The following is a 24,447-nucleotide window of genomic DNA, read 5'->3' as shown; positions in this document are numbered from 1 at the left end:
GGCGGCGGTGCGCACCGCGGTGGTCAGGGTCAGCTCGCTGAGCAGCACCGGGTAGCCGCTGTCGACCTGGGCCAGCACGCCGAAAGCCATCACCGTCAGCAGGTGCCGGGCGGGATTGCCGGGGTGGCCGTTGACGTACTTGAACGCGTACTGCTGGCCATCGTCGGCGGGCATCAGCTCGATGACGCCGGTGGCGGAGTGGTTGGCGGTGCGCGGGGATTTCTCGAAGGCTTGCCAGCGCTGGTAGTCGGCCTGGATGTAGCCGGCCATTTCCCGGATCGCCCGGCCTATGCCCAGGCGCGAATACAGGTCCGCTGCGTGATCCACATCGATGAACAAGGTCATGTCTTTTTCCTCTCGGTCAGAACGTTGAAAACTGCTGGGCGGTGCGACGCTGGCGCATTAGCGGTTGGCATGGCCGTGGAGCACATTGACCGCGTTGATGCCGATCTCATCCACCATGTAGCCGCCCTCCATGACGAACAACGTGGGTACGCCCACGCCGGCGATGACCTGGCCCATGCCGAGGAAATCCTCGCTTTCCAGCAGGAAGTGGCTGATGGGATCGTCCTTGAAGGTGTCGACGCCCAGGGACACCACCAGCAGCTCCGGGGAGAACTCGCGAAGCCGGGCGCAGGCCTGGATCAGTGCTTCCCGGTAGCGCTGCCAGGTGGTGCCTCGGGGCAGGGGGAAGTTCAGGTTGCAGCCTTCACCGGCCCCGGCCCCACGCTCTGCGGCGAACCCCGAGTAATAGGGGTAGGAGACCGCCGGATCGCCGTGCAGCGAGACGAACAGGACGTCATCACGCTGGTAGAAAATGTTCTGGGTGCCGTTGCCGTGGTGGAAGTCCACGTCCAGCACCGCCACGCGCTTCGCGCCCCGGGTCACGGCGTGTTGCGCGGCAATGGCGGCGTTGTTCAGGTAGCAGTAGCCCCCCATGTATTCCCGGGCCGCGTGATGGCCCGGCGGACGGCACAGGGCAAAGGCACTGTCCTGGCCTTCGTCGATCAGCGCCAGGCCGGTGAGGGCGATATCGGCGCTGGTGCGCACGGCATTCCAGGTGGTGGCGGTGATGGGCGAGCCGGCATCCATGGCGAAGAAGCCCAGCTTGCCGTCGATGAACTCCGGCACCTGCTGGTTGGCCAGGTCGCGTACCGGCCACACCAGGGGCAGGGCGTCGTGGCTGCGGCCGGTGGCGCGCCATTCGCTCCAGGCGCTTTCCAGGAAGGTCACGTAGCGTTCGCTGTGGGCGGCGACGTAGCAGGAACGGTCGAAATTGCGGGGGACGATGATGTCGCCAAGCCCCACGTGCCTGACCCGGTCGCGGACTGTATCGGCCCGGCTGGGTTGTTCGAAGGAGGGCTTGAGCACCCCATCCTTCAACTCGGTGCCGTGGTGCAGGCGGTGGGATTCGCTGAAGACGGTAAGCATGCTGAAGGCATCCATTGTTGTTGTCCGGTGCAAATAGTTTGTTCCGGCATGGCGGCGACTTCTTTGCTTTTTGTTCTGATGGAACTAGAGTTTTGGGTAATATTTTTCAGTTGAGTGGCTGTTTGTGAAAAAAATGACTCGAAGGGTGTCCCTGGACGAAACCGACCTGGCAATCCTCGCCCTGCTGCAGCAGGACGCGAGCATTTCCAACGCTGAACTCAGCGAGCGTCTGTCCCTGAGCCTCACCCCCTGCTGGCGCCGGCGCAAACGCATGGAAGAGGAAGGGGTGATCAAGGATTACCAGGCCAACCTCGACCGGCGCCTGCTGGGGCTGGACATCATGGCCTTCGTGCATGTGCGTTTTGCCACCCACTCCGACCAGACTCCGGATGACTTCGAAGCGGTGATCATGCGTCTGCCCCAGGTTCAGGCCTGCCACAAGATCACCGGTGACGCCGACTACCTGTTGCAGGTGCTGGCCCAGGACCTGGACAGCTACAGCGATTTTGTCGAGCAGGTGCTCAGGCGCCAGCCGGGCATCGCCTCGATCCAGTCGAGCCTGGCGCTGCGCGAGATCAAGGCCACCAGTCGCCTGGCGATTGCCCCGGCACCGGCCCGTTGAGTCGAACCCGGGTTACTGGAACTCTCCGGATTCCAGGCAGAACGCGACCAGGGCCTGGTCGCTGTCCAGGTTGAGTTTGCGAATCGCCGAGATCTTCTGCGCGCTGACGGTCTTGACACTGCGCTTGAGGTTGGCGGCGATCTGCATCATCGACTCGCCGCGCACGAAGTGCCGCAGCACCTCGTATTCCTTGGGCGTGAGGCTGCTCAGGCCGTCGGCCATGGAGCGTACCGGGCTGCTTTGGGGCTCGTTCTGTTCAAGGCTCGGCGGGTAGTGGATGCGTCCCAGGCGAACGTTCTTCAAGGCGCACAGCAGTTCGCTCATGTCGTGGCGCTTGAGCAGTACCGAACGCACGCCGATGTCGTACAGCGCCGCGACGATCATCGGATTGGACATCATGGTCAGCACCAGCACCTGGACCCGCGGAAAGTGGCGGATCAGGTAGGTCACCAGACGGATGCCATCGCCGAACTTTTCGTCGCCCTCCATGAAGTAATCGGTGATCACCACGTCGATCCGCGGGTCGTCCGAGAGTTGCTGGATCAGCGCGCTGGGGGTAGTGACTGCGGCCACCACTTCGTACTTGGGGGTCTTGTGCAGTAGGTCGCTGACGGCGGCGAGCACCAGGGGATGATCGTCGGCCAGGGCAACTCGAATTTTTTTCATGGTGGACACGATCCATTTTCTATAGGAAAAGCACAGAGATGCGAGTGCAGCGAAAGTTCAGTCGGGCTGGCTGATATCCTGCAAGGCGTGCAGCAGCGTCAGGCTATTCGCGCGAGTGATAGGCGTCAAACCGGCTTGTCGCAAGTTATGTCCCAGGGTTTCCAGCTGTTGATTCAAGGCGTTGTAGCCGGTCACTGCCAGGGACCCGCGGATCCGATGCAGCAACTGGAAGATGAGTGGGTAATCCTGCCTGTCGATGGCCTGGCGCAATTGTTCGAGGTCCACCGCCATGGTGCTGGCGAATATCTGCCGCAGGTTATTCGGCAGGCTCGCAGGTTCCGTCGGCCGGTGCAGGGCGCTGGGCGCACTTTCATCCGCCGGCGGTTCGAGCTGGGTGAGCCGCAACAGGCTGGCCCGCAGGGTCTGCAAGGGCACCGGCTTGACCAGCCAGGCGTCCATGCCGGCGGCCTGGCACCGGGCCTCCTCATCGCACATGGCATTGGCGGTGATACCGATGATGGGGCGGTCGTCGCCTGAGGCGCGCAGGATGCAGGTGAGTTCGTAACCGTTCATGCGCGGCATGTTGACGTCGGTCAGCAGCAGGTCGTAGTCGCCCACGCGCCACAGGTCCAGGGCTTCGGCGCCATCGGCGGCCAGGGTGCTGCGGCAGCCCAGTTGCTGCAGTTGATGGCTCAGGGTGGCCTGGTTGATGGGGTTGTCCTCGGCCATCAGCACGTTCAGTCCCAGGGCCGGCAGGGCACTGAGTTCCTCGGGCCGCTCGCTGGGGGTGTCGGCGGCACGTCCCAGGCTGCGTTCGATCAGCCGGCCGATGGCTCTGAAGTCACAGGCTTGGGCCAGGCTCGCGCCGGGGCCCTGGTGATGGCCCCCCAGGTCGATGCGGATCAGACCGTCGGCCTGTTGCGGGGCCGTGTCGGGGCTGTCGTCCAGTAGCCGCAGGACAATGCCCGGGGCCTGGGGAGCGGAGCTCGAATCTTCCAGGGGGCTGGCCCGGGCGCCCCATTTTTCCAGCCACTGGCACAGGTTGGCGCTCAGTTCATGGTGGGGGCTCTGAACATGGACCCGGGCACCGCTGAGCTCCGGCTGGCGTTCGGCGAGGGGCTCGCTGGCCTCCGGCAGCTCCAGCTGCAGGGAGAAACTGCTGCCCAGGCCCAGTTCGCTGGTGAGGTGGATCCGGCTCCCCATCAGCGCGGCCAGCTTGGCGCAGATCGACAGGCCCAGGCCCGCGCCGTGCACGGTGTGGGAGTGGGTATCGATCTGGTAGAAGGGGATGAACAGTTGCTGCTGTTCCTCCTGGCCGATGCCGATGCCGGTGTCCGCCACTTGCAGCGACAGCCGTGTCCGGCCGTCACTGCCGGGCTCGGCCCGGGCGCGGACGATCACCTGCCCCGAATGGGTGAACTTGATCGCATTGCTGATCAGGTTGGTGAGGATCTGGCTGATCCGCCCAGGGTCGCCGAGCAGGGTCCGGGGCAGTGCCGGATCGACCCAGGAGAACAGCAGCAGCCCCTTGTTCCGGGCACTGTCGATAAAGGCCGCCGTGCAGCGCTGTACCAGTGACCGGGGATCGAAGGGCTGATCGCCCAGGGACAGCTGGCCGGACTCGATCCGGGTGATGTCGAGGATGTCGCTGATGATCTGCAACAGGAGCGCCGAGGACACCTGGATGCGTTCGAGCAACTGGCGCTGCTCCCGGTCCAGGTCGGTCAGCCCCATCAGCTCCAGTGAGCCGAGGACGCCGTAGAGCGGCGTGCGGATCTCATGGCTCATGGTGGCGAGGAACACCGACTTGGCACCGTTGGCCTTGTCGGCGGCCTGCTTGGCCTGGGTCAGTTGCTGCTCCATCTGGGCCCGGACGCTGAGGTCGGCGAAGGCGCAGATCAGGACCTCCTGATTGCGGTAGCGGGTGGGCGCATAGGCGATGTAGAACGAGCGGCCGTCGTGGCTCTGGTAGTTCTCCACTTCTCCCGGGCCCCGGGCCTGGGTGATCTGTTCCAGCAGCCCGAGTTCCAGGCCGCTGTCCTGCAGGCTCTGCCCGACCTGGGTATCGAACCACTTCAGGGCCAGGTTGTTGGCGAAGACGATCCGACTGTGATCGCGGCTGAGCACGCACAGGGCCACCGGGGTGGTCTCCAGCAGGGTGCGGCTGAACTGGTCGTTTTCCACCAGCTCGGCGTGGGCCCGTTGCGCCGGCACTATCACCCGGCGCTGGTACCAGCGCGCGTAGCTGCGGCCGGCCAGGGGGCTGAGCGCCAGCAGCAGGAAGACGCCCACCAGGGGCCAGCTATGGCCGAGGAACAGAGTCCTGTAGGTCAGCAGGTAGTAGCCGGTCCAGATGGCGCTGTCGTCACTGACCCGGAACACCAGGCCGTCGCTGCGCAGGTTGACCTCCCGGGTCAGCTCTGTGGGCGGCGGGCGCTCCCCCAGCAGCAGGCCGTCGTGCTGGCTTTGCAGCCAGAAGGCATCGTAGAAGTTGCGCTGCAGTGGCCGGGAAAAAACGTTGATGCGGTCCCGGTAGGTGAGGGTGGCGGCATAGGTCGTGCCCACGCCGTTGCCCAGGGACAGGCCGTGCAGCGGGATAAAGGCCAGCATCTGTTCCGGAAAGTCCATGAGGTGGATCCAGCGGATTTCGTTGCGCCCCGTGGCGCTGGTGCGTATGGCCTTGATGCTGGCCATTGCCAGGGCGGCGGACAGCCGTGGATGGCTGCTGCCGACGGTGGGCACCGTGTAGGTGCTGCCGACACCGGCATCCACCAGCAGCAGGGCCGACGCCGGATAACTCGAACGCACCCAGAAACTGGAGTAGAGATCCGCCAGGTAGCGGCCCAGGCCCACGGCCCGCGGGTTGTCCAGGGGGCACTGGGTCATGTCTTCGCACACCAGGGTGAACGGGACGTCCACCGACGACAGACTGCCCTGGAACAGAGTGGCACCCAGAGCCTGCTGCTGATGCATGAGGTGGAAAACCTGCGGTGAGCCTTGGGTTGCATTGTTGTCTTCGAGTAGAGGTTCTCCGGCCAGGCGCCGGAGCAGGGCTTGCTGCTCGCCCATGTAGCGGGTCAGCAACTGGAAATCCACGACTATCCGTTCCTGTTCCTGGCGGATGATCCGTTGGCCCCCCCAGAACAGGGCGCCGCCCATGATCAGCAGCAGGGGCAGAATGACGAACATGACGACATTCAGCCGTCGGAAGTTTTGTGCGATGCGTCGTAGCGGGATATCTGGCATGGGTTGGGATAGACGGGCCGGGTGGGTGGCGAAAAGGGCGGTGTGACACTGCATCCCAGCAGTTGTGTAAAAGCGTCCAGCTCCAATGCCGCGTAATTAAGGTGATCCTGGGCGCTGTCGCAGCCAGTCAGCCGCAGAAACTCCAGGTCATGGGCCCATTCTACGCCTTCGGCGACCACTTCCAGGCCTAACTGCCGGCCCGCTTGCACCGCCGCCAGGGCTGTGCCCCGGGCCTCATCGGCTACGGCGCCGTGGACGAAGTGACGAGCGATCTTCAGGTCGCTAAAAGGCGTGCAAATCAGCGCGTATGTCGAACTGTAGCCCATGCCGAAGTCGTCCTGGGCCAGGCCGTAACCCTTCAGACGCAGGCGCCTGGCGCCCAGGCGCTGCCAGCACCACTGCGCGAGGATGGCGTCGTCGAGCATCAGCACACGCTGCGGCAGGGGCAGGCTCACATGACTTTCCTCTTGATTGACTGGAGCACTTCGCCAAGGGTGTCCAGGGGCACCGGCTTGATCAGCAGGTGACGGATTCCGGCGGCTTCGCAGCGGCCTCGCAGCAAGGGTGAGAGCTCACCGGTAATGCCGATGATGGAGCCGCAGAAGCCCTGCTCGCGCAGGGTGCGAGCGAACGATAGACCGTCCATGTGCGCCATCTGTAAATCGGTGAGCACCCCATCGAAGGACAGCAGGTCGCCACGTTTCAGCGCTTCGACGGCGCTGCTGCAGGCCACCATCCGGTTGCCCAGGTAGCGGCCCTGCTGGAACAGCACCTGCAGCGAAAGCGGGCTGTCATCCACCGCCAGCAGTTTGAGGTCCAGGCTCGGGGCCAGGGCCTGGGGGGACGCAACACGACTTTCGCTGACAACCCCGGCCTGGGCCTGGGCCACGGCGTTGCGCAGTCTGTCGAGGCTGAAGATGCGGGCCACCCAGCTATCGCCGGCCTGATGCTGCGGCGGGCCCAGGCCGGGGGCATGCATGATCACTCGAGGGCCCCCCCAGTCGATGGCCCGGCAGGTGCCGAAGAAGGCCTCTACCAGCACCGCCTGATGCGCCTGCGGGTTGCGGTCCGCGGAGTAGGGGAGCGCCAGGGCGCCCCAGCGGCGTAACCATTGGCAGAGGTTGAGGGTCACCTCCCGCACATCGCTGTGCACGTACACCGGGGTCACCTCCAGGCGCGGTGCCTCGGCTTCGCTGACGATGGCGCACGGCTCCAGGTCCAGGCTGAAACTGAAACTGGAGCCCAGCCCCGGTTCGCTGATGGCGGCGAGCCGGCCTTGCATCATGAACGCCAGGCGTTCGCAGATGGCCAGGCCCAGCCCGGTGCCGGAGGCTTTCTGGCCCAGCCAGTCGGGCACCCGATAGTAGGGTTCGAACAGGCTGGTCTGGAACTGCGGGGCGATCCCCGGTCCGGTGTCCGTTACCTGGAAGCGCAGCCTGGGTGCCTGGCCCCGGGGCTGTTCGCAGTACAGACGCAGTACCACCTGGCCGGACTCGGTGAACTTGATGGCATTGCTCACCAGGTTGTTGAGGATCTGGCGAATGCGCCCGCCGTCGCCGATGACCTGCTCCGGTGTGTCCGGGTCCAGGGTCACATAGAGTCGCAGGCTCTTGCTGCGGGCCCGGGCCGAGTAGCTGAAGGCGACCTCTTCCACCAGCCGCACCGCAGAGAATGGCGCGCAGTTGAGGGTCAGCCGTCCGGATTCGATCAACGACATGTCGAGGGTGTCGTTGATGGTCCGCATCAGCATCGAGGAGGCTTGCCGGGTGGCTTCCAGGTAGTCGTTCTGCTGGGCACTGAGGGCGGTGGTACGGAGCAATTCCAGAGAACCGAGGATGCCGTACATGGGGGTGCGGATTTCGTGGCTGAGGGTGCTGAGAAACAGGGTCTTTTCGCGGTTGGCCTGGTCCGACAGACCCTTGGCCTGGAGCAGCGACTGCTCGGCCAGCTTGAAGTCGGTGACGTCGCTGATGCAGCACAGCACCGCCACCACACCGTTGTAGTCGGTGGGGGCGCATGTCAGCTGGATGAACCGGCCGTCCGCCAGGGCCTGGTCGATGGTCTGCACCTGATCATGGGGGGTGTCGAGGATCCGCTCTCGCCATTCGGGCGTCGAGGCCAGCCAGTGCCGGCCAGACGCATTGGACAGGATCAGCCGGCCGTTGTCGCGCTGCATCAGGCACAGGCCCACCGGTGCCATCTCGATTAAACGGCGATTGAGCGAGACGCTGTCGTTCAAGGCGCTGTAGTGGCGTATCGCAGGCTCCACCAGGCGCAGGCGAATGTAGCGCGCCCCGAGGAAGATCGCCGCGAACAGCAGCAGGGTCAGCAATGCGCTGCTGTACAGAGGCCCCGAGGTGTCCTGCAGCAGCTGGCTGATCGGGGCGTAGTACACCAGGCGCCAGCCGGCGTTGCCCACCGACTTGTTGAGCGCTATGTAGTCCGGCAGTCCCTGCAATCGGTGCAGGCCGAAGGAGTCTTCGTTGGCCCGAAATTGTGCCAGGCGCTCGGGGACTTGCCAGGCGGCGCTGTGCAGCACGACCGCGCCGGCAGCGTCATAGAGCACGTATTTACCCTGGTGCAGCCCCAGGGGATCGAGGGCCAGGTCGATGTCGTTGAGCTCCAGGCCGAGCCAGCCATCGGCGGCGTTGCGCTCGTCCACCGGGCGCAGCAGGTACACCTGTTTTTGCCGGCCACTGGCGGCCCAGGACCACAAGGTCCGCGCCCCCGGGTGCTGGGACAGCAGGTGCTGTGCGGCGCGTTGGTCAAGGTGCTTGAGCCAGGGGCCGTCGATGGCCCTGGGGACAGCCTCGACGGCATGGGCGCCCCCTGGGTCGTAGAGGGTGCGGACCAGGCCCGGGCCCGGCGCCAGGTACAGCAGGCGGCTGTGGGTGCTGTCGACTTCCTCCAGATCACGTGCAGTGAGCACCAGGGCCCAGTTCGATGCCGGGGGCTTACTGCCCAGTGGCAATAGGCGTAATTGGCTATTACTTGCGAGAAAGTTCTTGGTGGCTAAAGTAAGGCGGTCTTCGCTAGTGCCCACAGCCGAAGAGGAAATGGCCTTTAACAGACTCTCTCGCTGATTGAAGAACTGCTGAGCATTAAATGCCGCGGCATTCATCTGCCGGCGATAGTTGGAGAGGGTTTCATTCACCGACCAATGCACCACAAAGCCCGCAATGATCAGGATGCAGGACAACAGGCTGTACATGAACAGACGTAGCAGTACCACCGGAACATGGGCTCCGGCAAAGTGACTGGTTACGGACGGCAAGTGGGCTTGGGTGTGCATCGGCCCATGGTAAATAGAACTTTATTTTGACTTCTTCAGAAAATTCTTAATGCGCGGGCTTTAAGAAGATTCTTGTTTGTTAGTTGGTCTCTTGGACCGAGCATGCGGGCCTCTTGTGTTCTAACGCAAAGGCTTGAAAGTTTATGAATCTGGTTAAGGGCACGATAAGCGTAGCAGTGAGTTCGGCGCTGTCGTTGGTGACACTTTCCCCCCTGTCTGCTGCGGCAGCCGACTACGACACGATCGATCTGTCCTCGCCTGGAGGGCAATCCCTGATCCTGTACGGGGCCAACATCGAGCATTCCGGCAGCGGCCCGGCGATACGGGTGAGCGGTGCGCAGAACCAGTTGCAGGGCAGTGATTACGAGATCAAGGTCACGGCGGACAGCTCCAGCAGCTTGGTGGTGGGGGTGCAAGTGGAGGCCGGCGGCCAGGCCAGCTTGTCGGATGTGAAGATCACCACCGGTGGTTCCGACTTCGCCACGGGCGCAGTGGTCAGCGGCACCGGCAGCAGCCTGACGTTGAACAATGCGCAGATCACCACCAGTGGTCACCAGAGTCGCGGCGTGACGGTCACTAGCGGTGGCCAGGCGCTGTTGTCCGGGGGCTCGATCAGCACCGCCGGTAGCCAGGCCGAGGCGCTGTCCGCCAGTGGCAAGGGTTCCAGCATCAAGGCCTCGGACATGGCCCTGAGCAACAGCTCGACCGGTTCCGCCGTCACTGTGCGTGCCTTTGCCGGCGCGTCCGTCGAGCTGGAGCGGGTGAGCGTCGACTCCCAAAGCTTCATCGGGGCGATGTCCGCCGAAGGTGTCGGCTCGTCCATCAGCGCCGATAGGGTCGATGTCACGTCCAGCAATGGTCGTGGCATTGGCGTGACCAGCGCTGCCTTGACCTTTCGCAACGGCACCATCAACGCCAAGGGCGATGGCATTACCCTGAGTTCGCTGTATCAGGTGCCCGGTGGCACCGCGGAGGTGAGCGACAGCCAGATCACCTCGCGAAATGGCAACGGCATCAACGTCAATGCCAACCAGGCCGCGGCCGATCTGGATAACGTGCAGATCACCACCCTGGGCGACCACGGTGCAGCGATCTGGATGCCGGGGAACAATACCCGAGTGGACGCCAGGAACACCCGCCTGGAAACCAAGGGGGCGGCGGCCGTGGGCGTCGACAATCGCGCCGGTGTGTTCACCATGGACGGCGGTGCCGTCATCACCCAGGGCAACAGCGCCCATGCCCTGTACGCATCGGCGGACACCGCGAACAGCCCGGGGGCGGTGTTCAACGTCCGTGGGGCCCTGATCGAAACGTCGGGCCGGGGCGCGGTGGGTGCCCTGGCGCGGATGGCGGGGGCCGAGGTCACCCTCAACGACAGTCGCGTCGTCACCCACGGCGACCTGGGCCATGGCCTGTTCGCGTCTGGCGGGGGCGCCAGTGTGCAGTCGATCGACAGCGATGTGCTGACCCGCGGTGGAGAGGCCCATAGTCTGGCCATCAGCAACAACGCCAATTCCCTGCTCCAGGGCTCGACCCTGAGCACCCGCGGCGCCAAGGCCAACGGCATCGTCAGTTACGCCACCCGCGCCGGCATGGTGAACGAGGTTCAGGTCACCGCCAGCCACATCCAGACCGAGGACGGAGCCGGCATCCTGGTCAACGGTGGCGGCCTGAATACGCGCTTCACCGACAGCACCCTGACCGGCCGCAGCGGCGGCCAGCAGGGCACTGCGTTGTGGATCACCGACCGCTCCAGTGGGGTGCTGGCGGAGGCGGTGAACCTGGAGGCAGTCAGGTCCCATCTGTCGGGGGACGTGCGGGTGGACGGCGGCAGCCTGCAGTTGTCCCTGGCCGATCACTCCAGCCTGGAGGGGGCAATCCTGGGGGCCGGGCGTGACACCCAACTGTCCCTGGACGACAGCAGCGCCTGGACCTTGCGCGGCGACTCGGTGCTCAGTCGCCTGGCCAACCATGGCGTGGTGGAGTTCGCCGACCCGGGGCTGGCAGGGGGCTTCAAGCAATTGCAAGTGACCGGCGACCTGACGGGCGATGGCCGCTACATCATGAACGCCGACCTGGGGCGACAGCAGAGCGACCGCCTGATTGTCGGAGGTCAGGTGACCGGCGACAACAGCATCCTGGTCCGCAACTCCGGGTCCGAACCCGGGGCCGAGGTGCAACATCTGACCCTGGTGCAGAGCGCTGGCGGCCCGGGTTCGTTCACCCTGGCCAACCAGGGCGCGGTGGTGGACGCCGGGACCTACCGCTATGGACTGCAGGCCGATACCCAGGGCAACTGGAACCTGGTCAATGTGGGCCGCAGCCAGCCGACGCCGGGGCCGGACAACCTGTCCACCGGTGCCAGTGCGGCCATCAACAGCAGCGCCATCGCCAGCTTGCGGGCCACTTGGGACGCCGAGCGAGCGACCCTGGTGCAGCGGGTCGGCGAACTGCGTGAAGGCGCGCAGCACCAGGGGCTGTGGGTCCGAGGCTTGGGCCAGCAGCAGTCTCTGGATAACAGCGTGGGGCGCAATTTTTCCCAGCAGGTGCAAGGTACCCAACTGGGGATCGACACGCGGATCGATACCCAGGGCGGTCAACTCGTGGTGGGGGCGCTCGCCGGATACAGCCAGACCGATCGCGACTTCAAGCGCGAAGGCAGCGGCAAGCTCGACAGCTACCACCTGGGCGGCTACGCCACCTACCTGGACGATTCGGGCTGGTACACCGATACCTTGCTGACCCTGAACCGCTGGTCCACCCGCCTGGACGTGTGGGGCACCGATGGCGCCAAGGTCTCCGGGCATTCACGCAGCAAGGGCGCCGGGCTGTCGGTGGAGGCCGGCAAACAGATCGATCTCGGCAACCGCTGGTTCATCGAGCCCCAGGTGCAGGTCTCCATGCTCTACGCCCGTTCGGACAACTACCGCCTGGACAACGGGCTGCAAGTGGAGCCCGGTGATGGTTTGTCGACCCAGGTCCGCAGCGGCGCCCGGGTTGGCCGCAACCTGCAGCTGGACAATGGCACGCGCCTGCAGCCCTACCTCAAGGCCGGCTGGATCGAGGATCTTTCGGCGCAGAACAAGGTGCGCACCAACGGCATCGGCAGCCGTCCCGATGGCAGCGGTGGCGGCTGGTATGCCGGTGCCGGAATCACCGGGGAACTGACCCGCAACCATCAGGTGTATGCCGAGGTCGAGACCAGTGAAGGTTCGAATATCGACCGGCCCTGGGCGGCCAATGTCGGCTACCGCTTGAGCTTCTGAGGCGACGTCACAGCCTCCGTCGATAGCCTGCTGATTGCCAGTTGCTCCTGAAAGTGATTTATCATACGCCGTATGTTTTTTCTCAAGGCAATGGCTATGGCATTCGGCAAGGTCTTCATCGCCACTTCGGTGGATGGTTTTATCGCTCGCAACGATGGCGCCATCGATTGGCTGCCCAGTGGCGAATCCGGCGAGGATTATGGCTACGCCGCTTTCATGGCCACGGTGGATGGCATCGTCATGGGGCGCGGGACCTATGAAAGCGTTCTGGGTTTCGAGCCCTGGCCATTCCACAAGCCGGTGGTGGTCATGAGCCGCAGCCTTGCGGCTGAAGATGTGCCGCAGCACCTGCGGAACAAGCTGCGCATCAGCGCCGCGCAGCCGGCGGAGTTGGTGGCGCAGTTGCGGGGCGAAGGCTGGAAGCGGGCCTATATCGATGGCGGTGCGGTGATCCGGGCCTTTTTGCAGGCGGGGCTGATCCAGGAGCTGACCCTGACCCGGGTGCCGGTGCTGCTCGGCAGTGGGCGGCCCTTGTTTGGCGGGCTTGAAGGCGACCTGCGGCTGCACTGCATCGCCTCGCGGCAGTATCCCGATGGGCTGGTCAGCACCTGCTATCGCGTCGAGGGGAGCTGCCCTGATGAATGAAAGCGCCAAGCGTAGCGGTCGTCCTGCTGCCGGTCGTTCGCTGAATCTCGATCAGGTCCTGCAGGCCGGCCTGACGTTGCTGGAGGAACTGGGCCCCGAGGGATTCGGCGGCCGGGCCTTGGCGCGACAGTTGGGGATCACCCCGATGTCGGTGGCCTATCACGTGGGCGACCAGCACAACCTGATGCGCCTGCTGGTGGAGCGGGTGCACGGCGTGCCACTGCCGGAACCGCAGGAGGACCTGCCAGCGCTGCAACGGGTCCAGGTATTGCTCGGTCATTACATGGCGCGGGTCCGTCGCCACCCGGCGCTGACCCTGTGCGTGCTCAGTGATCCGCAGCTGTTCGGTGGCGCCCTGGCCGCCTTCAGCGAGCGCTTGCGTGAGGCGGTACGGCAACTCGACGATGACCCGGTGCTGTTCGACCTGCTGGTGGACTACACCCACGGCCATGCCCTGGCACTGGCTCTGGCCGGGGAGGACGCGCAGGGGCTTGAGGGCGCTTTTGAAGCGGGGCTGCGGCGCTTGCTGCGCTGAGCAGTGCTCAGTCGGCAGCGCCGAGCATGGCGGCGAAGCGCTGCGCCGACCACTCCTTGCGGTCCGATACCTGACCGTCCCCCAGTTCCACCAGACGCAGCACGCCGTCGGCCCGCAAGACCACATCCACCGAAAAAAACCGGCTGTCGATCAGCGCGGCGCACTCGTTCACCAGTGCCGGCACCTCGCCTTGTGCAGCATGGGCCTTGCCGTTGAGCACGAAGTAGCGCCGTTCACTGTCCTCCAGGTAGTCCTCCCGGCGCCGGACACAGATGCCTCCCTCGATCTGGCCGCGATACTGACGCATGCGCTCTACCAATGGGGCTATGTCTGCCGGCGAATCCACCAGGCTGCCGCTGCCGGTGTTCAGTGACTTGACGTAGTCCTTGATGAAATAACCCGGCCAGTTGAGGTCTGCCAGTGCCTGGATAAAGTCGCTGTCGGGCGCCAGTACCCGGGTCTCGCTGGTGTACCGGGCCAGCAGCGGATACCACTCTGGCAGGTGATGGCAGTGCCGGTAGTGGGCCTGGGCGGTGAACTCCTTGGCGTTCTTGGCGTGCAAGTGCTCGAGCAGTGCGCCGTAGCCTTCGGGCGTCAGCATCCAGCCGCGGTAGAGCACCGGCTCGTCGCCTGGTAGGGCCGGGGAAGCCTTGAAACGGCCGCTTTCGAAATCCTCGAAAGAGAACAGCGAGGCGTTCAGGCCAGCGGCCAGCACCGCCTCGTACTCTTCCAGGTAGTGCTCGTCCGGGCGTTTGGGGTCGAACGGGTCGCTGGGATAAAGCAGGTGCATGGCAGGTTCCATCGAGTGAAAGGGGGGCCGGGTCGAGGGACGCGGGTGAGGATGGCGTTCGAGCGGTGGATGATAACGGCATTTTTGCAGGCTTTGTTCCTGGGCCGGCAGCGCCTCACACCCTTGCACGTTTATTCACAGAAAATCACTGACTGCAGACAGATTCCAACGCTTGCCATGGGGATACTGGTGTGCCTTCCGAGGAGCCTCTCAAGGAGCCTGAAGGATCGACGTGACCAGAGGAAAACCCCATGCGTTCCATGCTTGCAACCTTGCTGATCAGCACCTTGGGCGCGATGCCCCTGGCCCATGCCACCGAGCCTCCGGCGTTTCACAAGGTGTTCGACGACATCAAGCCTGACCAGCCCGGTTGCGCCGCCGGGGTGATGCGCGGCGCCAAAACGATCTGGAGCGCAGGTTACGGCGCTGCCGACCTGGCCACGGGCCGGGCGATCCAGGCCGATACCCTGTTCAACCTGGCCTCGGTGTCCAAGCAGTTCACCGGTTTTGCCATCCTTGAGCTCGAAGCCCAAGGCCGCCTGGATCTGGATGACTCGATCCGGCGCTTTGTGCCGGAGCTGCCGGCCTATGCCGAGGGCATCCAGATCCGTCATCTGCTGCACCACACCTCGGGCCTGCAGGACTACATGCTGCTGGCGGAGTTGGCGGGGATTGCCCTGAACCAGCGCTTTACCCAGCAACAGGCCCTGGATCTGCTGTTCAAACAGAACGCTCTGATGTTTCCCCCCGGCAGCGAGTTCAGCTACAGCAACAGTGGTTATATGCTGTTGTCGAGCATCGCCGAGCGAGCCGCCGGCATGCCCCTCAAGGACTACAGTCGAGCCCATCTGTTCCAGCCTTTGGGCATGAGTCGCTCGAGCATTGTCGATCAGTACCCGGTGCAGTTGCCGAACCTGGCCCAGGGCTATGAACAGGGCGAGTCGTCCAAGGGCCCCGAAGCCGTGGACGCCCGCTGGGAACAGACCGGCGACGGTCAGGTGCACAGCAATGTGGCAGACCTGATGCTGTGGTTGCGCAACCTGTCCACGGGGCGGGTCGGGGGCACGGCGCTGGTGGAGAAGATGCGCCAGACCGAGCCCTTCAACGACGGTGACCCGGGCTATTACGGCATGGGCCTGGCCAACCGCAGTTATCGGGGCCTGCAAGAGGTGTCCCACAGCGGCAGTTGGGCCGGCTTCAGCACCGATGTGGCCTGGTACCCGAAGCTGGATGTGGCCACTGTGGTCCTGTGCAACAGCACGGAAGGGGAAGCGTCGGAGCGCGGGCACCGCTTGCTGGATGTCCTGCTGGGCCCGTCCTGGTTGCCCCGGGACACGGACATTCCAGCGCCGCCGCCGAGCATCAAGGCGGTGCCCAAGGCGTTCTTGAATACCTTGGTAGCCGGCACCTACCTGGATGATCTCGGTCACCAGTTCCAGCTGCAACGCACCGGCAAGGGGTTTGCCCTGGACACCTTTCATGAGGTCCTGCCGTTGCTCCGCCAGAGCGATCAACTGATGGTGGCGGACAACGACGGCATCCCGATCTATCTCGCGGCGGCACCGGGGGCACGGATCGTCGGCAGTAACCCGGCCTCGACCTACGTCCTGGCGCCGGCCTGGAAACCCGAGGACATCCGTCGTTATGTCGGTCTCTATGTGCTGCAAACCAGCCCCGGACAGCTCAAGGTCTACCCCCGGCAAGGCAAGCTCTACGTACGTATCGGCCAGCACAGTTACCCTTTGCAGCCGCTGACGACGGAGCGCTTTCGCGCCGGTGAACTGGGTGTGATCAGCTTTGCCGAGGAGGGTGAGGTGTTGACCAGCAGCGTGGCGCGCAACCTGCGGTTCAGGAAGGTGACGGGGCAATAGTGGCCAGTGCCGCCGTGAGCCACGAACCCCTCAGATCCGCCGGCTGTGCACCAGCAACCACAGCAGGTAAAAGCCCCCCAGCAGCCCGGTCATCAGGCCGATCGGCAGGTTCGCGTACCAGGCCAGGCGCTGGCTGAGCAGATCCGCGGTCAGCAACAGGACCGCGCCCATCAGCGCCCCCGACACCAGCGGCACTTCGGCGCAACGGGTCAGGCGCCGGGCCAGTTGCGGGCCTGCCAGGGCGATAAAGGCGATGGGCCCGGCCGCTGCGGTGGCGATGGCGGTCAGGCCGACGGCCGCCAGGACCATGATCAGCCGGGTACGCTCCACCGCGACTCCCAGTTGGGTGGCGGTGGCGTCGCCCATTTCCAGCAGGTTGATGCGCCGGGCGTGGTACAGGGCTATGGGCACAATGGCCGCAAGGCCCAGGGCCGCTGGCAGTACGTGGGACCAGGTGCGGGTGTTCAGTGAGCCGGCCAGCCACAGCTGGGCGAACATTGCCTGGTCGAGGTTGCCGCTGACCAGCAGGATGCTGTTCAAGCCGGACAGACTGGCGCCGACGCCAATGCCCACCAGCACCAGGCGGTAGCCGCCGCTGCTGTGGCCCTTGCGCGCCAGGAGCAGCACTAACAGCGCAGTGCAGAGGCCGGCACCCACTGCTGCCAGGGACGTGGCCAGGGGGCCGCAATCCCACAGCATGATCTGCACGATGGCGCCGCTGGCAGCACCGGTGGTAAAGCCGATCACGTCCGGCGAACCCAGGGCGTTGCGCGAGATCGACTGGAAGATCGCCCCGGCCATGCCCAGGGCTGCGCCCACCAGGGTGGCGGTGAGCGCTCGGGGCAGGCGCACCCGATGAATCACCCGCTGGGCGGTGGAGTCCTGAGCGTAACCCAGGAGACTGGCCAGCACCTGATCCGGGGGCAGGGCCAGGCTGCCGGTGCCCAGCAACAAGGCCCAGAGCAGCAGCGTGGCGAGGATCAGGACGCCGCAGACCAACACCGTGCGTGGCCGCCAGCGCAGGGACAAGGGGCCCAGACGCAGGGCATGAGGGCCCATCACAGGCGGCTCAGGCGAAAGCGCCTGACCAGGACAATGAAGCACGGGCCGCCCAGCAGCAGGGTGATGATCCCGGCGGCGATTTCCTCCGGCGCCGCCAGCACTCGGCCCAGTACGTCGGCCCCCAGCAGCAGGCTTGCCGCGAGCACTGCCGAGTAGGGCAGGATCCAGCGATAGTCCGGGCCCACCAGCATTCGCGCCAGGTGCGGCGCCACCAGACCGACGAAACCTATGGGCCCGGCCACGGCGGTGGCCGCGCCGGCCAGCAACATCACCGCCAGGCAGGACAGCAGCCAGGTCAGGCGCAGGTTCACCCCCAGGGCCTGCCCCAGGTCCTTGCCCAGCGCCAGGGCATTGAGGTTGGCGGCGACGCCCAGGGCGATGCACAGGCCGAGGGCGATGGCCATGGCCGGAACATGCAGCAGGGCGAAGCCGCTGCCGGACAGCGAGCCCGAGGCCCAGTGGCGGAAGTGGTCGAAGACCTCGGGCGGACTGTTGAGCACGATGATGCCGGTCAGCGAAGTGAGCATCACCGACAACCCGGCCCCGGCCAGCACCAGGCGTACCGGGTTGGTGCCGGTCTCATGGGCCTGGCCCAGGAGAAACACCACGACGCCGGCCAGCCCGGCCCCGAAGAACGCCAGCCACAGGTACTCGGCCATGCTGGTCAGGTGCAGCAGCGCCACGCCGATGATCACCGCCAGGGCCGCACCGGCATTGATCCCCAGCAGGCCCGGTTCGGCCAGGGGGTTGCGGGTGACGGCCTGCATCACCGCGCCGGCCATGCCCAGGGCCGCTCCGGCCAGCAGGGCAATCAAGGTGCGCGGCAGGCGCAGTTCCTGCAGGATCAGGTGCTGGTCGTTGTGCAGGTCGGCGGCGTGCAGCGCCTCCCAGGTCACGCTCAGGGGAATGGCCCGCGAGCCGACGGCCAGGCTCAGCAGGGCCAGCAGAACCAGCAGCGCGAGCCCGGCCAGCAGGCGCCAGGTACGGGGCGTGTTGCTTCGGGCAAGTCGCAGCGGCATGCCGCGGCCTTGGGCAGACAGGCTCATGGTTTAACGAAAGTGCTCGGCGACGGCGTCGATCATCTGCCGCCCCGAGTAGTAGTCGATGCGAAACGAGCTCGGACCCAGGGCGTAGACCCGCTTGTGGATCACCGCCGGCAGGTTGGCCAGCACCGGATCGGCGAGAAACGCCTGCACGTCGCTCTCGTCGGCGCTGAGCAGGAACACGCTGTCGCCGCTGATGGCTGCGGGCAGGTTCTCCCGGGAAATGAACTGGAAGTCCGAGGCACGGGTGACTTTCCCTGCCAACGCCTCGGGCAGCTCTGCCACCTTGAAGCCCAGGCCGGTGAGGAGCCGGGCCTGGGGGCTGTTGAGGCGGCCGATGGAATAGCTGCCGGCGATGTTGTAGCCCACCACGCTGACCGGACCGGGAGGCGGGGTGATGTGGGCGGCGGTGTCGGCGGCGTATTGGTCGAAGCGCTGGATGGCGGCCCGGGCCTGTGGTTCCAGGCCGGTGCGTTGGCCCAACTCGGTGGCGATGTCCTGCCAGCTTTGGTTCGAGTAGTCCACCACCAGGGTCTCGATGCCCTGGGCCTGGAGTTCGGCGCGCTGGGCGATGACGCTGTCGGCGCCGGTGGCGGACACCACCACCAGGTCGGGGTCACTGGCGATCACCGCTTCGATATCGAATTGCAGGTTGCGGTACAGCACCTGCACGCCCCGTTGTTCGGCCACCTTGGCCCATTGGGAAAAGAACCCTTGCTGATCGGTGAGGCGACTGGCGGTGGTGGCGGCGCTGGCCACCAGCGGCGCGTCCATGGCCAGCAGGATTCCGCTGACGCTGGGGCTGGTGGAGACGATACGGGACGGGGCGGTCGGGGCGGCCCAGGCAAGGTGAGCGGACAGGGCCAGGACCGCTGCGCTGAGCAGCCGGACAGTAAGGCGTGGGTTCATCGTCGATCCGTTGGGCGGTGGGTGGAGTGCGGCTGGGGCGCCTTCTATTTCGCCTGAAGGGCCTGGACTGCAGGGCTTACATGATAATGCTTCTCATGCAATGTGTTCCATATTGTAGAATCCATTCCGCAATTGCAATACTGCAAGCGCCTGCTGCTCCAAGGAAAACCTGCCCATGACTCATCGTTTGCACGCGGATGCCGTGACCTTGCGCCACGACGCGCGAATCATTTCCCAGGACCTTTCCCTGGCCATTCCCGATGGTTCGTTCACCGTCATCGTCGGGCCCAATGCCTGCGGCAAATCCACCCTGTTGGCGGCGCTGTCGCGGCTGCTGGCCCCGGCCAGGGGCCAGGTGCTGCTCGATGGCAAGGACATTCGCCAACTGCCGGCCCGGGAGGTGGCCAGGCGCCTGGGCCTGCTGCCGCAAAGCGCCACGGCGCCGGACGGCATCACCGTCGCCGATCTGGTGGCGCGGGGGCGCTACCCACATCAGTCGCTCCTGCGCCAATGGTCGCTGGAGGATGAGCAGGCCGTGCGCCGGGCGATGGCTGCGACCCGGGTCAGCGAGCTGGCCGAGCGACTGCTGGACGAACTGTCCGGCGGCCAGCGCCAGCGGGTGTGGATTGCCATGGTGCTGGCCCAGGAAACCCCGATCCTGCTGCTGGACGAGCCCACCACCTACCTGGACATCGTCCATCAGATCGAGCTGCTGGAACTGCTGGCCGAACTCAACCGCCAGGGGCGCACCATCGTCGCGGTGCTGCATGACCTGAACCAGGCCTGCCGTTATGCCAGCCACCTGATTGCCCTGCGGGACGGGGCCGTGGTCGCCCAGGGGGCGCCGGCGACGATCTTCACCGAGGCGTTGGTGGAGCAGGTGTTCGGGCTGGCCTCGGTGGTCATCACCGATCCGGTCAGCGGCACCCCCTTGATGGTGCCCAGGGGCCGGGTCGAGGCGCTGTCATCCGGCGCGCCTGATTCACTGGGTGACGACTCAGCGACGTGAAGGGAGCGGTTCCTGGGGAACTCGCTGGCCGCCGGTGGCCTGGTTGACCAGAGCGGCTTCGTGGAACAGCGCCTCGCGATCTTCCGGCGCCTGCAGTTGCCCCAGGTCGGTGACGGTGGTCATCACGCAGACGATTTCCTGCTGGGCGTCGAACACCGGCGATGCCTGGCCGGTGACGTTGGACAGCAGGTGGCTGGTGAGCTCGGCCCAATGCTTCTGACGGACTTGATCGAGTACCGCGCTGCTGGGCGGGGTGCCGCGAAAGTGTGCCGGCTGCTGCTTGCGTGCGGCGTCGATGACGGCCTTGGGCAGAAAGGCCTGGAACACCAGCCCGCAGGCGGTGTTGTCGATGGGCAGGATGTCCCCCAGGGCCAGGGGGTTGATGGAGAAATAGGCACTGCGATACCAGCGCACCAGGGTCGGCCCGCGGTCGGTCCAGATCGCCACGCCACCGCTGGCGGCATGCCGCTGGGCCAGGGCCTTCATGTGCTGGGCGGCGATGTCCACGGCGTCGATGCGTTTCAGTGCGCCGATGCCGATGCTCAGGGCCGCAGGCCCCAGGTCATAGAGGCCGCTGACCGGGTCCTGCTTGGCCAATCCTTCCTTGACCAGGCTCTGCAGGTAACGGTGGGCGGTGGAACCGCCGGTGCCGGTACGCCGGGCCACTTCCCCCAGGGCCAGCTCGCCCTCGGCATTGGCCAGGGTGTTGAGAAAACGCGCGGCAATGGAAACCGACTGGATGACCCCGGAGCGTTTTTCCGGTGGGGCATCCAGGGTGTCGTCCAACGGGTTGTGCGAAGTGTTCAACGGCTGGGTCTCCTCAGCAATGTCTGGCCGCGTGGGGTACGCAGGCTACGGCCTGCACGGCGCTGGCGCTAGCGGCGGCCATGATACCGGTTCCGCCGTCTGCCAGGGACGGGCGAATGCGCCCGGGCCGAACCTGTAGATCATTCCAATTTGCAGAATGTATTCCGTATTGAGGAATATGATGTCAGCGTGATAGCCTAATCGTGAAAGAGGATCATTCTCATTTGGAAGGAAGTTTTAATGGCCCTTACGCACCGCACATTCAGTCACGGTATTGGCGTTCTTACCTTGTCCGCCTTGTTGGCGAGCCCGCCGGCCCTGGCCGAGGACAGTCGAACCCGGGAGCAAGTCGTAGAAAAGGGCGGCCTGGCATTGGACGCACTGAGGGTGACCGGTGAAAAACTCGACCGTGAGTTGAAGGACACTGCCTCCTCGGTCTCGATCATCACCGACCGCGATATCGACCAGATCAGGACCGGCGACGCCTCGGTGTCCGAAGTCATCAACGGCAGCCCCAATGTGATCTACACCGACTCGGTGGGTGCGCCGATCATCCGCGGCCAGGACACCCAGGGACCGAACAACGGGCAGAACGTGTTCTGGGGCGGCACGGTGCCCCGGGCCACCATCAACCTCGACGGGCACTATCTGAACTACAACGAGATGTTCTTCGGCGCGACCTCGGTCTGGGACCTGGACAGCATCGAGGTGTTCCGCGGCCCGCAGACCACCTCCCAGGGCGCCAATGCGATTGCCGGGGCGATCATCGTCAACACCAAGAACCCGACCTTCACCCCCGAGGCGGCCTACCAGGCAGAGATCGGCAGCTACCACTCGCGGCGCAGTTCGGTGGCGGTGTCCGGGCCCCTGGCCCAGGACTTTGCCGGGCGCCTGGCGGTGGACTATTCGGCCCGCGAGACCTTCATCGACTACGACAACCCGAAGTTCCAGGGCGGCAAGACCGACCAGGATTTTCGCAACCTCAACGCCCGGGCCAAGCTGCTGTGGTTGCCCACCGACATTCCAGGGCTGGAAAGCCAGTTCACCTTCGCCCACAACGACAGCAACCGCCCGACCCAGGAAGCCGCCTCGGCGCCGTTCCACAAGCTGGAGCACAGCTCCACCACCATGCCGTCCTGGGAACAGGACACCAACACCAGCATCCTCGACGTCTCCTATGAGCTGGGCAACGGCCTCAAGCTGTTCAACCAGGCGCAGTATTCGCTGTCGTCGGTGCACCGGGTGACCGGGGCGGCGGGCGAGGGCGATGCCGACATCCACCAGAAGAACGCCTCCAACGAGTCGCGCCTGACCTTCGGTGAGAAAGAGGACCTGCTCAGTGGCATGGGCGGGATCTACTACGCCCGCACCCGCACCGACGAAACCCTCAACCTGCGGGGCCGCTCGGCCTTCGACGACACCAAGACCAACCTGGGGATCTTCGGCGAGCTCAATTACCGCCTCACCGATCTCTGGACCCTGAGCACCGGCCTGCGCTACCAGCAGGACCACATCGAACGCACCGGCAACTCGGTGCTGGCTCCCGGCGCGCTGAACTACGACAAGACCTTTTCCACGGTGCTGCCCAAGGTGTCCCTGGCCTACGCCGCCACCCCGCACTGGACCGTCGGCGGCCTGGTCAGCCGGGGCTACAACCCGGGCGGCGTGTCGCTGAACCTGAGCACCCGGCAATGGGCCTACTTCAAGCAAGAGTCGATCTGGAACTATGAGCTGTTCAGCCGCGCGAGCTTTCTCGACGACCGCCTGCTGATCAACACCAACCTGTTCTACATGGACTTCAAGGACGCCCAATACAACATCCCGGTGGTGATCTCCCCCGGGGTGGCGCAGTCCTACACCATCAACGCCGAGAAGGCCCACGCCTATGGCCTGGAACTGGATTTCGACTACCGCCTGCTGGACAACCTGCGGCTCAAGGCCAGCGCCGGGACCCTGCGTACCCGCATCGACAAGATCTCCAGCAACGCCGACTACGCCCACAACGAGTTCGCCCGCTCGCCGGGCTACACCCTGAGCTTCGGCCCCAGCTGGGACATCACCGAGCGCCTGAACCTCAATGCCCAGGTGCGCTACCTGGACGGCTACTACTCGGATACCGCCAACACCTCGGCCTATTCGATCAAGCCCTACACCCTGACCGATGCGCGCATGAGCTACCGCTTCAACGACCAGGTGCAGCTCTACGGCTACGTCAAGAACGTCTTCGACGACCGCTCGCCCACCTACATGCAGCAGAACCGCGGCATCGGCGGCATCGAGGCCAGCATGACCCTGCCACGGACCCTGGGCATCGGCGTCAAAGGGGCATTCTGAGGCCCCGGGGACCCATCGCCGGCTGCTGCCCGAGGCGCAGCCGGGGTTTATTCGTACACAGGAGATTGGCAACAGATGAGTAACCGCAAACGCCTGCATATCGGCATGTCCCTGGCCCCCACCTGGCTCAGCGGCGATGCCTGGCGCCAGCCCGACAGCAATATCGAAGGCATCTACAGCGCCGACTTCGCCGTGGACATCGCCAAGCGCTCCGAGGCCGCGCACCTGGATTTCGTGTTCCGCCCCGACGTCAGTTGCCTGAACATGGACGGCCTGGAAAACGGTTCGGGTTTCGCCAGCCTCGACCCTACGGTGCTGCTGGCGTGCATTGCCCGGGAGACTTCGCACATCGGCCTGGTGTCCACCGTCTCCACCACCTTTTTCCCGCCCTATGTGGTCGCACGCCAGTTGCAGTCGCTGCACTGGGTGAGCAACGGTCGCGCCGGCTGGAACATCGTCACCGCCTTGCAGGGCCACGAGAACTTCGGCCTGGAGGCCATGCCCAGCGCGGACCAGCGTTATGCCCGGGCGGCGGAGTTCACCCGCCTGGTGCATGATCTCTGGGCCAGTTACCCCAACGACGCGCTGCTGCTGGACCGTGAGCATGGCCGTTACGCCGACCGTGCCAAGGTGCACCCGGTGGACCATGACGGCGAGCATTTTCGTGTGCGCGGTCCGCTCAACCTGCCGGCGTTCAAGGCGCGGATTCCGTTGATCCAGGCCGGCGCCTCGGACACCGGCCGCGACTTTGCTGCGTCGGTGGCCGATCTGGTGTTTGCCCCGACCCCGGACAAGGACGCCGCCCTGGAGCTGCGTCGCGATCTCTCCCAGCGGGCCCAGCGTCACGGCCGCAAGCCCGAAGACATTCGCCTGCTGCCGGGCCTGAGCCTGTATCTGGCCGCGACCCGGGAAGAGGCCC

18 protein-coding genes and 1 pseudogene are annotated in these 24,447 nt (G+C 65.2%); 8 read left to right on the top strand and 11 right to left on the bottom strand.

Features of this window, described 5'->3' with window-relative positions:
* Together BLX41_RS34630 and BLX41_RS06755 are read right to left on the bottom strand one after the other, a co-directional pair.
* A pseudogene (locus tag BLX41_RS34630) lies at nucleotides 1-345 on the bottom strand (ornithine cyclodeaminase); the annotation flags it as partial.
* 57 nt (nucleotides 346-402) lie between these two features.
* A complete protein-coding gene (locus BLX41_RS06755) occupies nucleotides 403-1,431 on the bottom strand; it encodes a histone deacetylase family protein (RefSeq protein WP_185073429.1) in 1,029 nt (342 codons plus the stop codon).
* Nucleotides 1,432-1,564: 133 nt separating this feature from the next.
* Here BLX41_RS06755 and BLX41_RS06750 point away from each other — a divergent pair, with 133 nt between their 5' ends.
* A complete protein-coding gene (locus BLX41_RS06750) occupies nucleotides 1,565-2,053 on the top strand; it encodes an Lrp/AsnC family transcriptional regulator (RefSeq protein WP_185073427.1) in 489 nt (162 codons plus the stop codon).
* A gap of 12 nt (nucleotides 2,054-2,065) precedes the next feature.
* Here BLX41_RS06750 and BLX41_RS06745 read toward each other — a convergent pair whose 3' ends face one another.
* From BLX41_RS06745 to BLX41_RS06730, 4 genes are read right to left on the bottom strand one after another with little or no spacing between them, the layout of a single operon-like run.
* Nucleotides 2,066-2,719 carry a response regulator gene (locus tag BLX41_RS06745; RefSeq protein ID WP_123724280.1) on the bottom strand — a complete coding sequence of 218 codons (654 nt, stop codon included), beginning with the start codon at nucleotides 2,717-2,719 and terminating at the stop codon, nucleotides 2,066-2,068.
* A 57-nt stretch (nucleotides 2,720-2,776) separates the two neighbouring features.
* Entirely contained in the window at nucleotides 2,777-5,908 is a 3,132-nt protein-coding gene (locus BLX41_RS06740) for a hybrid sensor histidine kinase/response regulator (protein WP_259744497.1), read from the bottom strand.
* An 8-nt stretch (nucleotides 5,909-5,916) separates the two neighbouring features.
* Nucleotides 5,917-6,420 (bottom strand): EAL domain-containing protein, encoded by a 504-nt coding sequence (locus tag BLX41_RS06735; protein WP_404942746.1) that lies wholly within the window; start codon nucleotides 6,418-6,420, stop codon nucleotides 5,917-5,919.
* The gene (locus tag BLX41_RS06730) at nucleotides 6,417-9,257 is read right to left on the bottom strand and encodes an ATP-binding protein (protein WP_123724279.1); all 2,841 of its coding nucleotides are present in this window, start codon (nucleotides 9,255-9,257) and stop codon (nucleotides 6,417-6,419) included. The genes BLX41_RS06735 and BLX41_RS06730 overlap by 4 nt, the downstream gene beginning before the upstream one ends.
* 143 nt (nucleotides 9,258-9,400) lie before the next feature.
* Between BLX41_RS06730 and BLX41_RS06725 the strand changes: the two genes are divergently transcribed.
* From BLX41_RS06725 to BLX41_RS06715, 3 genes are all read left to right on the top strand, one after another.
* Nucleotides 9,401-12,523, top strand: a complete 3,123-nt coding sequence (locus BLX41_RS06725; RefSeq protein ID WP_185073425.1) for an autotransporter outer membrane beta-barrel domain-containing protein — start codon at nucleotides 9,401-9,403, stop codon at nucleotides 12,521-12,523.
* Between the two features lie 96 nt (nucleotides 12,524-12,619).
* On the top strand, nucleotides 12,620-13,168 hold the full coding sequence (locus BLX41_RS06720) for a dihydrofolate reductase family protein (RefSeq protein ID WP_123724278.1): 549 nt from the start codon (nucleotides 12,620-12,622) through the stop codon (nucleotides 13,166-13,168).
* Nucleotides 13,161-13,703, top strand: a complete 543-nt coding sequence (locus tag BLX41_RS06715) for a TetR/AcrR family transcriptional regulator (RefSeq protein WP_123724277.1) — start codon at nucleotides 13,161-13,163, stop codon at nucleotides 13,701-13,703. The genes BLX41_RS06720 and BLX41_RS06715 overlap by 8 nt, the downstream gene beginning before the upstream one ends.
* A 7-nt stretch (nucleotides 13,704-13,710) precedes the next feature.
* On the opposite strand, the gene BLX41_RS06710 is transcribed toward BLX41_RS06715, so the two are convergent.
* A complete protein-coding gene (locus BLX41_RS06710) occupies nucleotides 13,711-14,493 on the bottom strand; it encodes an ATP-grasp domain-containing protein (protein WP_123724276.1) in 783 nt (260 codons plus the stop codon).
* 251 nt (nucleotides 14,494-14,744) lie between these two features.
* Between BLX41_RS06710 and BLX41_RS06705 the strand changes: the two genes are divergently transcribed.
* Nucleotides 14,745-16,364 (top strand): serine hydrolase domain-containing protein, encoded by a 1,620-nt coding sequence (locus BLX41_RS06705; protein ID WP_123724275.1) that lies wholly within the window; start codon nucleotides 14,745-14,747, stop codon nucleotides 16,362-16,364.
* A gap of 30 nt (nucleotides 16,365-16,394) precedes the next feature.
* On the opposite strand, the gene BLX41_RS06700 is transcribed toward BLX41_RS06705, so the two are convergent.
* Genes BLX41_RS06700 through fepB form a run of 3 tightly spaced genes read right to left on the bottom strand, consistent with a single transcriptional unit; the run spans nucleotide 16,395 to nucleotide 19,378 of the window.
* Nucleotides 16,395-17,426: a FecCD family ABC transporter permease gene (locus BLX41_RS06700; RefSeq protein WP_123724274.1), complete on the bottom strand. Its 1,032-nt coding sequence runs from the start codon at nucleotides 17,424-17,426 to the stop codon at nucleotides 16,395-16,397.
* Entirely contained in the window at nucleotides 17,423-18,445 is a 1,023-nt protein-coding gene (locus tag BLX41_RS06695; RefSeq protein ID WP_123724298.1) for a FecCD family ABC transporter permease, read from the bottom strand. The genes BLX41_RS06700 and BLX41_RS06695 overlap by 4 nt, the downstream gene beginning before the upstream one ends.
* A 30-nt stretch (nucleotides 18,446-18,475) precedes the next feature.
* On the bottom strand, nucleotides 18,476-19,378 hold the full coding sequence (gene fepB, locus BLX41_RS06690; RefSeq protein WP_123724273.1) for a Fe2+-enterobactin ABC transporter substrate-binding protein: 903 nt from the start codon (nucleotides 19,376-19,378) through the stop codon (nucleotides 18,476-18,478).
* Nucleotides 19,379-19,553: 175 nt separating this feature from the next.
* On the opposite strand from fepB, the gene BLX41_RS06685 reads away from it, so the two are divergent.
* A complete protein-coding gene (locus tag BLX41_RS06685) occupies nucleotides 19,554-20,387 on the top strand; it encodes an ABC transporter ATP-binding protein (protein WP_123724272.1) in 834 nt (277 codons plus the stop codon).
* On the opposite strand, the gene BLX41_RS06680 is transcribed toward BLX41_RS06685, so the two are convergent.
* Entirely contained in the window at nucleotides 20,376-21,161 is a 786-nt protein-coding gene (locus BLX41_RS06680) for an IclR family transcriptional regulator (protein WP_185073431.1), read from the bottom strand. The genes BLX41_RS06685 and BLX41_RS06680 overlap by 12 nt on opposite strands.
* A 273-nt stretch (nucleotides 21,162-21,434) precedes the next feature.
* On the opposite strand from BLX41_RS06680, the gene BLX41_RS06675 reads away from it, so the two are divergent.
* Both BLX41_RS06675 and BLX41_RS34625 read left to right on the top strand, forming a co-directional pair.
* On the top strand, nucleotides 21,435-23,528 hold the full coding sequence (locus BLX41_RS06675) for a TonB-dependent receptor (RefSeq protein ID WP_123724270.1): 2,094 nt from the start codon (nucleotides 21,435-21,437) through the stop codon (nucleotides 23,526-23,528).
* A 75-nt stretch (nucleotides 23,529-23,603) separates the two neighbouring features.
* The coding region (locus tag BLX41_RS34625) for an NtaA/DmoA family FMN-dependent monooxygenase (protein ID WP_259744494.1) at nucleotides 23,604-24,447 on the top strand (844 nt) is incomplete at its 3' end.

Origin of the sequence: Pseudomonas protegens (assembly GCF_003732485.1) — a bacterium.
Lineage (GTDB): Bacteria > Pseudomonadota > Gammaproteobacteria > Pseudomonadales > Pseudomonadaceae > Aquipseudomonas > Aquipseudomonas protegens_B.
The sequence above is the reverse complement of the archived record's forward strand: the minus strand, read 5'-3'. Positions and strand labels throughout refer to the sequence as shown.

Excerpts from the sequence above, each read along its gene's own strand:
- BLX41_RS06755 (WP_185073429.1), bottom strand. The coding sequence starts at position 1,431 with ATGCTTACCGTCTTCAGCGAATCCCACCGCCTGCACCACGGCACCGAG.
- BLX41_RS06750 (WP_185073427.1), top strand. The coding sequence starts at position 1,565 with ATGACTCGAAGGGTGTCCCTGGACGAAACCGACCTGGCAATCCTCGCC.
- BLX41_RS06745 (WP_123724280.1), bottom strand. The coding sequence starts at position 2,719 with ATGAAAAAAATTCGAGTTGCCCTGGCCGACGATCATCCCCTGGTGCTC.
- BLX41_RS06740 (WP_259744497.1), bottom strand. The coding sequence starts at position 5,908 with ATGTTCGTCATTCTGCCCCTGCTGCTGATCATGGGCGGCGCCCTGTTC.
- BLX41_RS06730 (WP_123724279.1), bottom strand. The coding sequence starts at position 9,257 with ATGCACACCCAAGCCCACTTGCCGTCCGTAACCAGTCACTTTGCCGGA.
- BLX41_RS06725 (WP_185073425.1), top strand. The coding sequence starts at position 9,401 with ATGAATCTGGTTAAGGGCACGATAAGCGTAGCAGTGAGTTCGGCGCTG.
- BLX41_RS06720 (WP_123724278.1), top strand. The coding sequence starts at position 12,620 with ATGGCATTCGGCAAGGTCTTCATCGCCACTTCGGTGGATGGTTTTATC.
- BLX41_RS06715 (WP_123724277.1), top strand. The coding sequence starts at position 13,161 with ATGAATGAAAGCGCCAAGCGTAGCGGTCGTCCTGCTGCCGGTCGTTCG.
- BLX41_RS06710 (WP_123724276.1), bottom strand. The coding sequence starts at position 14,493 with ATGCACCTGCTTTATCCCAGCGACCCGTTCGACCCCAAACGCCCGGAC.
- BLX41_RS06705 (WP_123724275.1), top strand. The coding sequence starts at position 14,745 with ATGCGTTCCATGCTTGCAACCTTGCTGATCAGCACCTTGGGCGCGATG.
- BLX41_RS06695 (WP_123724298.1), bottom strand. The coding sequence starts at position 18,445 with ATGCCGCTGCGACTTGCCCGAAGCAACACGCCCCGTACCTGGCGCCTG.
- fepB (WP_123724273.1), bottom strand. The coding sequence starts at position 19,378 with ATGAACCCACGCCTTACTGTCCGGCTGCTCAGCGCAGCGGTCCTGGCC.
- BLX41_RS06685 (WP_123724272.1), top strand. The coding sequence starts at position 19,554 with ATGACTCATCGTTTGCACGCGGATGCCGTGACCTTGCGCCACGACGCG.
- BLX41_RS06675 (WP_123724270.1), top strand. The coding sequence starts at position 21,435 with ATGGCCCTTACGCACCGCACATTCAGTCACGGTATTGGCGTTCTTACC.